General features: G+C 52.1%; 16 protein-coding genes and 1 riboswitch. Of the genes, 11 read left to right on the top strand and 5 right to left on the bottom strand.

The window, feature by feature from the left end; genetic code table 11:
• Positions 1 to 85 precede the first annotated feature (85 nt).
• The 3 genes from ACTJKB_RS24580 to ytxJ all read right to left on the bottom strand — a co-directional run bounded on the left by ACTJKB_RS24580 (position 86) and on the right by ytxJ (position 1,721).
• Positions 86 to 538 (bottom strand): hypothetical protein, encoded by a 453-nt coding sequence (locus ACTJKB_RS24580; protein ID WP_440836971.1) that lies wholly within the window; start codon positions 536 to 538, stop codon positions 86 to 88.
• Between the two features lie 134 nt (positions 539 to 672).
• A riboswitch (cyclic di-AMP (ydaO/yuaA leader) is annotated at positions 673 to 843 on the bottom strand.
• 315 nt (positions 844 to 1,158) lie between these two features.
• Positions 1,159 to 1,398: a glutaredoxin family protein gene (locus ACTJKB_RS24575; RefSeq protein ID WP_074109909.1), complete on the bottom strand. Its 240-nt coding sequence runs from the start codon at positions 1,396 to 1,398 to the stop codon at positions 1,159 to 1,161.
• Positions 1,395 to 1,721 (bottom strand): bacillithiol system redox-active protein YtxJ, encoded by a 327-nt coding sequence (gene ytxJ / locus ACTJKB_RS24570; RefSeq protein WP_074107282.1) that lies wholly within the window; start codon positions 1,719 to 1,721, stop codon positions 1,395 to 1,397. Before ytxJ ends, ACTJKB_RS24575 begins: the two co-directional genes overlap by 4 nt.
• A gap of 228 nt (positions 1,722 to 1,949) precedes the next feature.
• Here ytxJ and ACTJKB_RS24565 point away from each other — a divergent pair, with 228 nt between their 5' ends.
• From ACTJKB_RS24565 to ACTJKB_RS24550, 4 genes are all read left to right on the top strand, one after another.
• Positions 1,950 to 2,672 carry an SDR family NAD(P)-dependent oxidoreductase gene (locus ACTJKB_RS24565; RefSeq protein ID WP_440836970.1) on the top strand — a complete coding sequence of 241 codons (723 nt, stop codon included), beginning with the start codon at positions 1,950 to 1,952 and terminating at the stop codon, positions 2,670 to 2,672.
• A 25-nt stretch (positions 2,673 to 2,697) separates the two neighbouring features.
• Entirely contained in the window at positions 2,698 to 3,345 is a 648-nt protein-coding gene (locus ACTJKB_RS24560) for a ThuA domain-containing protein (protein ID WP_440836969.1), read from the top strand.
• A 182-nt stretch (positions 3,346 to 3,527) separates the two neighbouring features.
• Positions 3,528 to 3,890: a MerR family transcriptional regulator gene (locus tag ACTJKB_RS24555; protein ID WP_074086779.1), complete on the top strand. Its 363-nt coding sequence runs from the start codon at positions 3,528 to 3,530 to the stop codon at positions 3,888 to 3,890.
• A gap of 38 nt (positions 3,891 to 3,928) precedes the next feature.
• Positions 3,929 to 4,264 carry a thioredoxin family protein gene (locus tag ACTJKB_RS24550; protein WP_440836968.1) on the top strand — a complete coding sequence of 112 codons (336 nt, stop codon included), beginning with the start codon at positions 3,929 to 3,931 and terminating at the stop codon, positions 4,262 to 4,264.
• A gap of 183 nt (positions 4,265 to 4,447) precedes the next feature.
• Here the strand turns inward: ACTJKB_RS24550 and ACTJKB_RS24545 are convergent, their stop codons facing one another.
• Entirely contained in the window at positions 4,448 to 5,341 is an 894-nt protein-coding gene (locus tag ACTJKB_RS24545) for a CHAD domain-containing protein (RefSeq protein WP_440836967.1), read from the bottom strand.
• A gap of 282 nt (positions 5,342 to 5,623) precedes the next feature.
• Between ACTJKB_RS24545 and ACTJKB_RS24540 the strand changes: the two genes are divergently transcribed.
• On the top strand, positions 5,624 to 6,694 hold the full coding sequence (locus ACTJKB_RS24540; protein WP_440836966.1) for a lipoate--protein ligase family protein: 1,071 nt from the start codon (positions 5,624 to 5,626) through the stop codon (positions 6,692 to 6,694).
• 170 nt (positions 6,695 to 6,864) lie between these two features.
• Here the strand turns inward: ACTJKB_RS24540 and ACTJKB_RS24535 are convergent, their stop codons facing one another.
• On the bottom strand, positions 6,865 to 7,644 hold the full coding sequence (locus ACTJKB_RS24535; RefSeq protein ID WP_440836965.1) for a carbon-nitrogen family hydrolase: 780 nt from the start codon (positions 7,642 to 7,644) through the stop codon (positions 6,865 to 6,867).
• A 172-nt stretch (positions 7,645 to 7,816) separates the two neighbouring features.
• On the opposite strand from ACTJKB_RS24535, the gene ACTJKB_RS24530 reads away from it, so the two are divergent.
• From ACTJKB_RS24530 to ACTJKB_RS24505, 6 genes are all read left to right on the top strand, one after another.
• The gene (locus ACTJKB_RS24530) at positions 7,817 to 8,245 is read left to right on the top strand and encodes a MarR family winged helix-turn-helix transcriptional regulator (protein ID WP_074086783.1); all 429 of its coding nucleotides are present in this window, start codon (positions 7,817 to 7,819) and stop codon (positions 8,243 to 8,245) included.
• Between the two features lie 40 nt (positions 8,246 to 8,285).
• Positions 8,286 to 8,921, top strand: coding sequence for a nitroreductase family protein (locus ACTJKB_RS24525; protein ID WP_074109901.1), 636 nt, complete (start codon positions 8,286 to 8,288; stop codon positions 8,919 to 8,921).
• 100 nt (positions 8,922 to 9,021) lie between these two features.
• Positions 9,022 to 9,318 (top strand): putative quinol monooxygenase, encoded by a 297-nt coding sequence (locus ACTJKB_RS24520; RefSeq protein ID WP_440836964.1) that lies wholly within the window; start codon positions 9,022 to 9,024, stop codon positions 9,316 to 9,318.
• A gap of 333 nt (positions 9,319 to 9,651) precedes the next feature.
• Entirely contained in the window at positions 9,652 to 11,268 is a 1,617-nt protein-coding gene (locus tag ACTJKB_RS24515) for a phospholipase D-like domain-containing protein (protein ID WP_440836963.1), read from the top strand.
• A gap of 63 nt (positions 11,269 to 11,331) precedes the next feature.
• A complete protein-coding gene (locus ACTJKB_RS24510; RefSeq protein ID WP_440836962.1) occupies positions 11,332 to 11,709 on the top strand; it encodes a hypothetical protein in 378 nt (125 codons plus the stop codon).
• Positions 11,710 to 11,814: 105 nt separating this feature from the next.
• On the top strand, positions 11,815 to 12,141 hold the full coding sequence (locus ACTJKB_RS24505; protein ID WP_062522366.1) for an ArsR/SmtB family transcription factor: 327 nt from the start codon (positions 11,815 to 11,817) through the stop codon (positions 12,139 to 12,141).
• The last annotated feature ends 19 nt before the right edge of the window (positions 12,142 to 12,160 follow it).

Genomic DNA, 12,160 nt, shown 5'->3' with positions numbered 1-12,160 from the left:
AATAGAGAGAGCTGTGGCAGGATGCCGCAGCTCTTTTGCCTGAATACCTGAATATATGACGTTAAAAGCTGAACGCTCCCGCTCCTCATCCGGCGGTTAAACTGGATTTCGGCAGTAAGATCTCCTGCGCCGCCATTTGTTCGCGCACCTGTCTGAGCTGCGCCTTAAGGTCGGGCACACTTCTCTGGAGAATGGTGCTGATTTCGGGCAGGGGGAGCACCATACCATACCGGAGCGCTTGTACAAGCTGATGTTCCCAGGACAGCACATTTGCATAGCAAGGCTTTTGGGCTTGCGCAAGCCGGGAGCATTGCTGTATGCACTCACGGTAGGCTTCAAGGGAGAAGGTTTGCGGGTTCAAGCTCTTTTTCAGGTAAAGCTCATAGAGCGCTGCGAAGGTCTTTATCGTAGCCTCCTCTGCCCCGGTACCCTGCCCGAGCAGCAGGCTGCTGAGTGCACAGACGTTCCTGCTGTATTTCTGAACATACTCCGCAAACCGGGCTTCGGAAGCGGGCTGAAGCGATACTGGGTCTGGCATGATCTCACGTTCCTTTCATAATATGAAATCTTTATCAGTTTAAATAATTATGCAAAAAAGCCGCAGCAGAGGAGAACCTCTGCTGCGGCTTCGGTACAGGCTTAAATAAACCTGGCGCTTAAGCTTGGCGGGTTAAGATCTCTCTCTATACGCTTACGAGGTTAGCTGTCGGATTCGGACGGTGAGAGTCGCCCTACCTTGTGAGACCGCACTTCTGCAGTCTCCTTAGGATTCACCCCAATAAGGCCTTGTGGCCCGGTGGTTCCCCCGTTTCCCGTGTGCCGGGAATTCAGCGTTCATGTAATTTTTCATGAATTACTTTCAAAACGAATCATACTGCTTCGGGGAGGTCTTTGTAAAAAAGGAAAAGGGAGTTGCTGCGCCAATTTCACGTTGAAATCGGATAATTCGAAGGAAATAAACGGATAAAACCATATATCTTACTGCATATTGGCCCATTATCTCATTCGCACGCCGGTTTTTATTTCTGCCTTAGAATGCGGACCATTTCCTAGGCAAGACAAAAGGGCATCCAGGGGCAAACAGCTCCCGGATACCCTTTTGTGCAAGTGAACCAATGAATCCGTACGCGGCATTCTCCTGCCAGCGTTCGGGTATATTTATTTCGCGGCTGCGATAAGCTCTTTCAGCTCGGGCAGATTGAACCCTTTAACGACATGTGCCCCGGAGACTGTAACAGGAACGCCCATGAAGCCCAGCTTCTCAACCTCTTCCTGATAAACCGTGCTGGTCATTACATCCCGTACTTCAAAAGGAATGTCCTGCTCCTTCATCAGCTGTTTCACCTGATTGCAGTCACTACAGTTGGCTGTGGAATAAATGATTACAGGCTGGCTCATTGGCTCACAGCTTCCTTGAGGGCATCGCGGGTGATTTTCCAGTGGGAGGTGTTCCACCGGACTTCACCATCTTCCAGCAGGAAGATTTGCGGGGACTCATGCTTGATGCCGAAATCTTCGGCAATCTGGTTGGAGACCGGACGGTCTTCAATCACATGAACCACAGCAGCGGGAGTACCAGAGCTCTGGACATAAGCCTGGAATTCTTCATTTGCCTTAGCGCTGATCGGGCAGGTGGTACTGTGCTTGAAGAGCAGCTTTTTACCGGGCTGTGCAATGTATTGATGCAATTCATCAAGACTGCGGATTTGTTGTATGGACATTTGGGGGTCACCCTCCTGGTAGTTTATTTTGCTAACAATTCGGTTGTTAACAATGATATTCCTGATTGTAACATAGTTCAAAATTAAATCAAAAGGAAGAATCAGCAGGGAATGCATGGCGGAATAGTCCAGCAGAGGACGTTGAAAAATGACAATTGCCATGCTAAGGTGTATGGGATATGGCGATTTATGTATATTGATGTCTGATAAGAGGGAGTGATCCGTTCCATGAAAAAGGTCGCTTGTGTTACCGGTGCCGACCGGGGACTCGGATTTTTCCTTGTGCGCTGGCTTCTGGAGAATAAATATAAGGTTTTCGCCGGGCAGTACCTGGAGGAATCGGAAGCGCTGGAAACACTCAATGAGAAATATAAGGAACAGCTAATTCTGGTTCCGCTGGATGTCGGCAGCAGCGACAGTGTAAAGCGCGCGGCACGAACTATTGCAGGACGCACAGGGCATCTGGATATGATCATCAACAATGCTGGAATTATTGACCGCGCGGATGATGCCACCATGCTGGTAGATATGGATGACACCGCGATGGCACGCATTTATAATGTGAATACGCTTGGCTCTCTGCGGGTGAGCAATTCGCTGATGGGCCTCCTGCTGCAAGGGAAGCAAAAGCTGATTGTGAACATCTCCTCCGAAGCCGGCAGCATCAGCCGCAATCAGCGGATTAACATGTACGGTTATTGTATGTCCAAGGCGGCGCTTAATATGCAGTCCTCCCTGCTGCACAATCATCTGCGGGTCATGGGGGGCCAGGTGATGGTTTTTCATCCGGGCTGGCTCCAGTCCTACATGAACGGTGACATGAATGATGAAGCCCCTATCCCCCCTGAAGAATCCGCCCGCAAAATTATGGGAATCGTGCAGGAGCATAAGACGCATATGGGCATGGAACCGGCTTATCTTGATCTGGACGGCAATCCCTGGCCCTGGTAAGAACAACTCTTGCTAAGAGAAAGGCGTGGATGAAAGAGTGACAGAATGGAAGGCACTGGCGCTGGGAAGCTATACAGAGGTTAAATATCATCCGTTCTCCGGTGTAGACCGCGTGTTTGAGGAGTTGTTTGCCGGGAAGCTGGACGTGAAATCCACCGAAGATTACTCATTGCTCAGTCCGGACAGCCTATCGGCTTACAAGCTTGTGATAGCGTATACGGAATTTTCGGACGACAAAATAGCTCCTGAACAGAGCGGGGCATTGCTCTCCTATGTGGCTAACGGCGGCGGACTGCTGGTGGTGCACAACGGGATCTCACTACAGCGTAACCAGGAGCTGGGAGTGATGCTGGGTGCGCACTTCACCCATCATCCGGCCTACACCGAGCTTCACATGACAGTTCCGGCAACAGGCCATCCGATCATGCAGGGGATTACTGATTTTGTGATCGAGGACGAGCCGTATTATTTTGACATGCAGCCCTATTTTGAAACGACGGTGCTGGCCGAGTATTTCCACGAGGGGGCCCATCATGCGGCAGCCTGGTGTCATGAGTTTGGGATGGGGCGTGTAGTGTATCTGATGCCGGGCCATCATCTTCCTTCCTTTTCCGTAGAGCCGTTCCGGCAGATGATTACAAGGAGCGGTCTGTGGGCAGCCGGATTACTGTAGTCCTTAATCTTATTTAACAACATCATATGGATGTATTGTGTAAAACCAATGGAGCGTTAGACTTCTGTTGGTTTTTTGGTTGTTTGGCTGCTCCCGGCGATAAAAAGCCTTGACCCTGACACTGGTGTCAGGGTTTATACTAAGAACAGACCATTTCTCATGAACCCCGGGGAGAACAGACCATGAAAATAGGTGAGCTTGCCGCACGGACGGGTGTCAGCATCCGTTCTCTGCGATATTATGAACGTCAGGGCTTGATCACTCCGCTCCGCCAGGCCAATGGATACCGAGAGTATTCGCTCTTGTCCGTGGAGACTGTGGAGACGATCAAACTGTATTTGAATCTGGGCTTATCGACCGAGGAAATCGCCGGTTTCCTGAATTGTGTACTGAAGAAAAAAGAGGCTTTCTGTGCAGAAGTGATGCCGCTGTACCGCAGCAAGCTGGAGGATATTGAGCGTCAGCTCCTGCAGCTGAACCAGATCAAGCAGAATTTGGAGGAACGGATTGCTTCCATACAGCAGGAGCAGCAGGAATCAGAATAACCTGAATAAATTCTTAGACTGATAAGGAGGAGTTATCAATGACTGTTATAAATGCCGGGAACGCAGATACCGTTCGGAGACAGCTGCAGGAAGGTGGAACTGTGCTGGTAGATTACGGAGCACCATGGTGCGCGCCTTGCCGGAGTCTTCTGCCGGTTCTGGAGGAACTGGATGAAGAGTATGGCAGCAATATCACGATCCTCAAAGTGAATTGCGATGAGCTGCCGGAGCTGGCTGCAGAAGCGGGAGTCATGGGACTCCCTACCGTGATCGTATACAATGGGGGGCAGCCTATGGAAAAGCTGGTAGGGCTGCGCCCAAAATCGGCTTATCAGGGCGTGCTGGATAAATTTGCTGCCGCGAATAGCCGGTAAACGCAGGAAAGGCAGGAAGCCGCATGATGCTTGGCTTCCTGCCTTTTTGTTAAAATATAAGAATTTATATGTTTCATGCTATAAATTATCCTTCTATTTCTCGCTGAAACGGATACCATCCTTAAAAGGACGGCGAAGCCGTTTCCACTTGTGAGGAAAAATTATAAATGGAACGAAGTGCGGTTATTTCGCATTCAATGGGAACGGTACCACTTCATTATGGTGCAGCGCTTCGAGCACTTCAGCAGTGAGACTGTCCGTGAATTCAGTCCATACCTTACGGCTGACCCCCAGCTCATCACGGCCAATGGATTGGATCACTTCCAGCCATCCCCGTTTATCGTTAATAGTACCGAGCTGCTCCTGGATGTCTTTGTAGATTTCCTCATGAGCGTGAAATTTCTGGTTGAGCGCAAAGGAAGCGGCACCGGCAGTATAACGCAATTCCTTGGCGGCAATCCGCAGCTCATGCAGCGCATCGAAGGCCTCCTTGGATTCGGCCTCAGGACCCTTGAACAAGGTTTTGCAGGTCTTTTTCTTCTGCTCGTAAGCGACTTCAAGCTCACGCATGACGACATTCGCATCTCTTTTGGCTGCCAGTGCTTCGAGATCGCTGTTAAGGAATGCCTCCCACTCGGCGTCCAGCGCTTTGCCGCATAGCTTGGGCAGTTTGGTGCCCAGTTTCTTGCGGTACTTCTTCCGCTCGTTCCTCTGGTACTGGATAACAGCCTTGAGCAGCTTAGCCGTTTTGGCTTCTCCGGCTTCCTCCGCTTGCTCCCGTCGATCCTTGAAGGATTCAATCAGCACGTCGGTGTCTCTAACCTTGCCGAGCCTTTTTTGCGCCTCTTTGAAGGTGCTGTACAGATCTGCTGTCACCAAATGCTCCGGGTCCAGAATGGACAATAGCGTCAGCAGCTTGCGGCAGTTCACTCTGGCCTGGTGGGTATCTTCATCGCCGAACTCCTTCAGCGCATCCTTACTGTAATCGCGGAAATTGATATAGAGCTTATTCAGGGCCAGCTCCCATTGTCTGGCTTTGCTGATTTGCCGGTCTTTCACGGTTAGCAGGTCAGTCATGCGGCATCACTCCTTATGGGGTTGTGTATAGCATGAGCTTTGGTGCGGGACGATTGCTCTTCATATACCTTAAGGATAACGCTATCATCCTGCTTTTTCAAATGAAGGTGCTGCCCGGAGCTTCGCTGCTGTACCCCGGATCGGTTACAATGGGAATATTGCCTGTATTGTAAAATAGTACAGGAAGACGGAGTGTTCGACGGCAGTCTGCAGGAAGCCAGTAAGTGTGGATGTCTTAATTACGCGAAAAAGGAAAGCGATGGTCAGCGGGAGGGGTTATGGATGAGCGGAGAATACAAACAGCAGGGGCAAGGGCAAGAACGGGGTCAAGCGCAGGAGCAAGTAGTAGAGCAAAGACATATGTACGAGCGAGTGCAGGAGCAGGGGCAGGTACTGTTCCAGGAGTCTGAGCCTGAGCAGGTGCATCCGTCTGCGGGTTTGCTCCCGCCGGTTATGGCGCTCTTTGAGCATTTGGCGGGAAGGGAATCCTCACCGGAAAGCGCAGGCTCCCGAAGGATAGCAGATGCTGAAGAAGCGGCGACGATGCAAGAGACGGATGAGGCGGTTGCCGGGGATATGTTGCTCCCGTTCGCGTTCGAGGAGACGCTCTGCAGGGATGTGGGGGCGGGCCTGGTTCCACCGTCTGTACATCTGTGGAGCCATCCCGGCGGAGTGGCATTGGGCCTGCGGGACAGCAAGCTGCCGCGGGCAGCTGAAGCCATGGCCGCGCTGGAAGAGCAGGGCTACCGTACAGCGGTGCGGCATTCCGGCGGCGCGGCTGTGCCGCTGGATGCCGGCATTGTCAATGTGTCGCTGCTGCTCCGCAAAAGTCCGGGCAAGCTGGACTTTCATGATGATTTCCGGCTGCTGGCTTCGCTGATCACAGAAGCCGTTGCGGTCAGCCATCCGCAGGCAGCTGCGCAGATCCGGGCAGGCGAGGTCGCCGGGTCGTATTGCCCCGGCGACTTCGATCTGGCCATCGGCGGCCGCAAATTCTGCGGCATCGCCCAGCGGAGGCAGAGCAGCGCGTACTTCGTGCACGCGTTCGTGATCGTCTCCGGCTCCGGGCTGGAGCGCGGGCATTTGATCCGCGGCTTCTATGATACCGCCGCGGATGGCGATGACGCGCTGGACTATCCGCGCGTCATGCCGCAGACCCTAGCCGCGCTAGGCGAGCTTGGCGGACCGGCTTCGGCGGATGTATTCGCCGAAGGATTCCGCCAGGCCCTGGCCCGGCGCGGCGTCAAGCTTCAGCCTGCGGCCGGGCTAGCGGCCGCAGGGTACAAGCTCCAGTACACCGATATCCGTGTACTGGAGGCGGCGCGGGTGCTGCGTGAACGCTACGCCCGCTAAGCTGTGTCAGGGCCGGTCGAAGCGAACCGGCCCTGCCCCATAGCCGGTGTAATGATGCATCACCGGCTGACCAGAAAAGTGCCGCATCTGCTGATAGATTCAGCAGGTGCGGCACTTCTTTTTGCAGTCTATAGTTCAACTTGATGTGCCCTATACAATCGGCCGGCGGATCAAAGATACAGCTCTGGTCTCCGGTCGGAGAAAACAGGAATCTGCGCACGAACCTCCCGCACCTTGTGCAAATCAATCTCTCCGCTCAGAATTTCCTCGTTCTCCGAAGCTTCGCAGACCACCTCGCCCCAAGGATCGATGATCATCGAATGGCCGGCAAAGGTGTTCTCGGGATCTTTTCCTGTACGGTTGCACGCAACGACATAACATTGATTCTCAATCGCCCGGCTGATCAGCAGCGCCCGCCAGTGGGCAAGACGCGGCAGCGGCCATTCGGCGCTGATGAATAGGACTTCGGCACCGAGCGCCGTGTGGGCGCGGACCCATTCGGGGAAGCGGATATCGTAGCAGATCAGTCCGGCGCAGCTTGTCCCGTTCAGAGTGAACAGACCCTTGGCATCTCCAGGATGCAGATACAAGTGCTCATCCATCAGGCGGAACAGATGCAGCTTGCTGTATTCGCCGGCGAACGCTCCGGTGCGGCTGAACACATACATGCTGTTGGTTATGCCGTTGTCCTTCTTGCTGGCGACGGAGCCGGCCACAATATGGATACCGAGCTCGCGGGCCAGTCCTGACATCAAAGCCTTCGTGGCCTTCCCCTCAGGGTCGGCAATTTCCGCAAGCCGGGTTAAATCATATCCAGTTGTCCACAGCTCGGGAAGAACCGCACAATCCGTCCCCTGAGCGGCGGCTTCACGGATTTTACGTTCTGCGGCAGCATAATTCACCTGGGGATTGCCAAATGCTATATCGAGCTGAAGCAGGGAGATTTTCATGAAACAGCCCTCCTTTTTTGGTGGAGCACTACCCTTTGATTCTACGGGTAAGCGGCAGACGGGGCAAGTTGAAAGGCAATTGAAATTATTAGTTGACGGGTCAAGGATAAAGGTGTAAAGTGATGAATGTCAAAAAGGTTTTGCGCAATCTATTTGTGTTAGGGGGTTAATCTTGACTGAACATCTGCCTGAGGAGGACCGCATCTTTGAAAGGCTGCAGGCGCTGAACAAAGCCATTACACCAACCTTCGAGCGCTGTGCGGGCATAAGTCCCACCCGTCTCCGTCTGCTTCATGAGCTGTTTCAGGTTACTGAGATCAGCCAGATTTCACTGCAAAAGCAAGTAGACATCGATGCTGCAGCCATCACCCGTCACCTAAAGGGGCTGGAGGAGAATGGTATGGTCTCCCGACGCAACAATCCCGATGACAATAGAGTGACCCTGGTCTCGCTGACTGCGCAGGGAAGAGACAAAATCCGTACGTACAAGGAAGAGAAGAGCCGCTTCATCGGCAGTCTGCTCGCCGGTTTTGATGAGCCAGAGCGCGCTCTGCTCGCAGATATGCTTGTCCGGCTGCAGCATAATATCAACTTGCTGTAGCCATAAACTATAATCCAACTATAAAAGGAGTTTATTATTCATGAATGCAACCAGAACCAATGATTTCACAAGTATTATCACAGGCCGCCGCTCCATCCGTAAATACGACACATCTGTCAAAATTTCGAAAGAAGAAATGACTGAAATCCTTACCGAAGCCACGCTGGCACCTTCCTCGGTGAATATGCAGCCTTGGCGGTTCCTTGTGATTGAAAGTGCAGAAGGTAAAGCCAAGCTGGCGCCTATCGCCAAGTTCAACCAGCTTCAGGTAGAGACCTCTGCGGCCATGATTGCCGTGTTCGGAGATTTGAACAATTTCGATTATGCCGAAGAAATCTACGGCACCGCTGTAGAGCGCGGACTGATGCCTGCTGAAGTAAAAGAAAGACAGCTTGCTGCGCTGGGTGCGCATTTTGCTAAATTGCCTGCAGATATCAACAGAGAAACGATCATGATTGACGGTGGCCTCGTCTCTATGCAACTGATGCTGGCTGCACGTGCCCACGGCTATGACACCAACGCCATTGGCGGCTTCGAGAAAGATCAGATCGCCGAAGTCTTCGGTATGGACAAAGAGCGCTATGTTCCAGTCATGCTGATCTCCATCGGTAAAGCCGCTGAAGAAGGTTACGCCTCCGTCCGTCTGCCTATCGACACCATTGCACAGTGGAAATAAGAGGCGTAAGCTCATATAAGTAAGTCCACGCTTCTAACACGAACTTAGCCTATGCTAGAACTTAAGTTTATGCTTACAAAACTTTTAGGAGGACTAATCCATGATTATTATTCATGCTGTAATGCAAGTAAATCCTGCGCTTAAGGAAAAATTCCTGGCTGAGGCGAAGCAGCTGTTAGCCGCTACCCATAAAGAAGAAGGTAACCTCTCTTATGAGCTGTACAATCATTTCGAACAGGAAAACACCTATATCATGATCGAAATCTGGCGCGATATGGAGGCAGTAGCCAGCCATAATACAAGTGCTCACTTCACCGGATTTGCAGCGAAAGCGTCTGAGTTCCTGACCGCTCCGCTGGACGTTAAGGCATTTAACGGAGAACCGGCCGGCAAATAATCTGCAACCGGAAGATGAATTCCTGCGGTGAATCATTTTGAGCCATCCAGTGAAGCGGATCGCAGGGTTGAAATGAAATAAATACATTCTTCGAAGCAAGGGGGAGTTTCAAGAGCCGGACGGGCTGTTGAGACTTCCCCTGTTTGTTTCGAATATAAGCATTTAATGTATTTTACTCTATACCGATAGGATGGGGTGGTGAGGAAAATGCATGTGCGGTACGTTTATTGACGGACCATCCGGGGTATCTAACCTTAGCCTGACTAGACCTGCCATTTGTTCGCTGGTCCTGAACCGGTTAGATACACCTTAAGAAGGATGGAGGACTTGCCAATGAAGAATATACATAGCCATAACAGAGTATCCCTCGAAGAATGGGATCAAGAGCTGCAGCAGGATGTTATAGATCTAGTGAATTACTATATTTCGGGCGGATCACTGAGGGCGGTTGCTGACCCGTCCGAACGGGTTTCGTCATTGATTGCCGCAGCTCTGGAAGGAGGCGCTGCCCGCGCATACCGACAGAAAATTGGCGGCGTAATCACAGAGTTACGGCAGCTCACTGAATTGCCGGGTTTCAGTACGCAGCTGCTCGAACAGCTTGCCGGTGAGGTCAGCCGGCTGGATTCGGGTAAGCTCCGGGCGCTGGCTCCGCGGACTACCCGTAATAACCAGGTCGACGCATATGTGAACGGACCACAGTGTCTGGAAATGCTTCTTGAGGAAATCACCAAGGCCCGGCGTTATATTCATCTGTCTGTCATGCTGTTTTTTAATGATGATTCAGGCAACCGGATTGCGGCAGCGCTGCTGCATGCGTTGGATCGCGGGGTTCAGGTCCGGCTGATGGTGAATTACACTGTCACTGCCCTGGGGTATGGACATAACCTGGAGGTCGGAAGATTCTCGGAAATCTCGGACCGGCTGGAGCAAGCGGGAGCGAAGCTAAAGGATACCTTCCACTCCTACTATTCTGCTATGGAGTGGAGTAGGAGACGGGCTGAATTGAAGGCTAAGGGTATACCTGAGAGCATCCTGTTCCTGCAGGATAAAGTGCAGGAGGACGTTGAGCTGACGGGGCTGAATGTAATTGACCACCGCAAATTTATGATTATCGACGGGATCACCTCTATTGTGGGCAGTCTGAATATTGGAGATCAATATACGTTTGCTACACCGATTGAGGCCTCTGCCTCTGTGCAGGTGGATGGGCGCCCGATGGGCGTTCCGGTCCGTGAGGAGGAGTGGCATGACGGCTGTTTCCGTATCCGGGGAGCGGCGGCGCTGCCGCTGAATGCCGTGTTCCAGTCCAGATGGCTTCTGCTCGGAGGGGATTTTTTTGATCCGGAGGATGCATTTTATCGTTCCGAAGGCAATACGGATTTCGGCTCAGAGGAATGTACGCTGTTTGTGAGCTTTCCCGGAAACCCGGTCAATCTGATTCAGCAGTATTATCTGGATTTGATCACGTATGCTGCCGATGAGACGGTCATTGTGAACCCATATCTGATTGACCAGGCTTTCTGGGAACGGCTGGGCGGGCTCGGACCGGAACGCTCCTGCCATCTTACGATCTGCAATCCGCTGGAGGTCAATGACCATCCCACCAACCGTGCAGCCGTACGCAGCAATATGTATGTCCCTTTTTGCAATGGGGTGTCTTTTTATGACTACAGTGCCACAGAACGCTTTTCCCATTGGAAAATCACCTATGACCACAGGTCGCATGCGGTGTTCCACGGCTCATATAATATCAACGAAAGAAGCGCCTGCCACGATTTCGAGCTGGGGCTGCTGGTGAAGGGAGAGGCCTTTGCAGCAAAAGTAAAAGCTATGATAGACTATGACCTCAGCGTTTCACGCAAAATCACTGAAAAGAGGGAATTCTTCAAGCACCCGTGGATGCACCCCAGCACTTATGTGAATACAGCAACCCGGAATTATACCTGATCGCGCAGCGGGCATGATGTCATGTATAATATGCAGTAAATCCTAGCAAATGGAGCTATTGCGATGAATATTAAAATACAGATGACAGGCCTGAAGAAGGACGAGGTGTTTTTTGAAGCGAATGCCGGAGAGGGTAGGGGAATCTGGTGCGGAGCTCAGGTGAAGCCGGGTGACCATGCTGTGATAGAATTCGAAATCCCGGCACTGCTTATGCGCTGGGTGGACATCATTCCGGCAGGCGGAGGGGAGCACGGCATCCGTTTGGAGGGCGATGTTGTGGTGCTTACCGGTGTGCTGGACAATATCGAGGAGGATGGAACCGGCTGTCTGCAGCTGGACGGAGAGCTGATCATGTTCGAAAGCCTTGGTGAGCCGATGGCGCTGGGCAGCCTGGTGGAAGTCAGGACCCGGGAGATCCGGTTGTATCCGATTTTTCTGTGAATAAGGCATTCGTCTATCAATTTAACCCATTGGCATAGCCACTCTTGGCTAAATAGGCTAAGATAAATAGTATTCAAGAAGTAAGCTATGAGGAGCAGAGGTTCAATGAACAGCGATATTCAGCAATTCAAGACGGAATTTTTTAAGGCGCTGGCTCATCCGATGCGGATTCGTATCCTGGAGCTGCTGAGCGAAGGCGAGAAGAATGTGAACGAGCTGCAGGCTATTCTTGGATCCGAGGGGTCTGCCGTGTCCCAGCAGCTTGCCGTGCTCCGCGCCAAGAATGTAGTAGCCAGTGTAAAAGAAGGCACAACGGTGATTTACTCCCTGCGTGATCCCCTGATCAAAGATCTTCTGGCCGTAGCCAAGCAGATATTCGATAATCATCTGGTGAACGCAATCTCCCTATTGGAAGGGATCCGCAGCGAATAACCCGGGGCCTCCCGGGGCG

The sequence above is a fragment of the Paenibacillus sp. 22594 genome, assembly GCF_052044425.1.
In the GTDB taxonomy this organism is placed as follows: domain Bacteria; phylum Bacillota; class Bacilli; order Paenibacillales; family Paenibacillaceae; genus Paenibacillus_AQ.
The sequence above is the reverse complement of the archived record's forward strand: the minus strand, read 5'-3'. Positions and strand labels throughout refer to the sequence as shown.

What these genes read in the sequence shown, in the direction of transcription:
- ACTJKB_RS24555 (WP_074086779.1), top strand. Translation starts at nt 3,528, where the DNA reads ATGAAAATAGGTGAGCTTGCCGCACGGACGGGTGTCAGCATCCGTTCT.
- ACTJKB_RS24510 (WP_440836962.1), top strand. Translation starts at nt 11,332, where the DNA reads ATGAATATTAAAATACAGATGACAGGCCTGAAGAAGGACGAGGTGTTT.
- ytxJ (WP_074107282.1), bottom strand. Translation starts at nt 1,721, where the DNA reads ATGTCCATACAACAAATCCGCAGTCTTGATGAATTGCATCAATACATT.
- ACTJKB_RS24580 (WP_440836971.1), bottom strand. Translation starts at nt 538, where the DNA reads ATGCCAGACCCAGTATCGCTTCAGCCCGCTTCCGAAGCCCGGTTTGCG.
- ACTJKB_RS24520 (WP_440836964.1), top strand. Translation starts at nt 9,022, where the DNA reads ATGATTATTATTCATGCTGTAATGCAAGTAAATCCTGCGCTTAAGGAA.
- ACTJKB_RS24525 (WP_074109901.1), top strand. Translation starts at nt 8,286, where the DNA reads ATGAATGCAACCAGAACCAATGATTTCACAAGTATTATCACAGGCCGC.
- ACTJKB_RS24575 (WP_074109909.1), bottom strand. Translation starts at nt 1,398, where the DNA reads ATGAGCCAGCCTGTAATCATTTATTCCACAGCCAACTGTAGTGACTGC.
- ACTJKB_RS24545 (WP_440836967.1), bottom strand. Translation starts at nt 5,341, where the DNA reads ATGACTGACCTGCTAACCGTGAAAGACCGGCAAATCAGCAAAGCCAGA.
- ACTJKB_RS24535 (WP_440836965.1), bottom strand. Translation starts at nt 7,644, where the DNA reads ATGAAAATCTCCCTGCTTCAGCTCGATATAGCATTTGGCAATCCCCAG.
- ACTJKB_RS24550 (WP_440836968.1), top strand. Translation starts at nt 3,929, where the DNA reads ATGACTGTTATAAATGCCGGGAACGCAGATACCGTTCGGAGACAGCTG.
- ACTJKB_RS24565 (WP_440836970.1), top strand. Translation starts at nt 1,950, where the DNA reads ATGAAAAAGGTCGCTTGTGTTACCGGTGCCGACCGGGGACTCGGATTT.
- ACTJKB_RS24515 (WP_440836963.1), top strand. Translation starts at nt 9,652, where the DNA reads ATGAAGAATATACATAGCCATAACAGAGTATCCCTCGAAGAATGGGAT.
- ACTJKB_RS24505 (WP_062522366.1), top strand. Translation starts at nt 11,815, where the DNA reads ATGAACAGCGATATTCAGCAATTCAAGACGGAATTTTTTAAGGCGCTG.
- ACTJKB_RS24540 (WP_440836966.1), top strand. Translation starts at nt 5,624, where the DNA reads ATGAGCGGAGAATACAAACAGCAGGGGCAAGGGCAAGAACGGGGTCAA.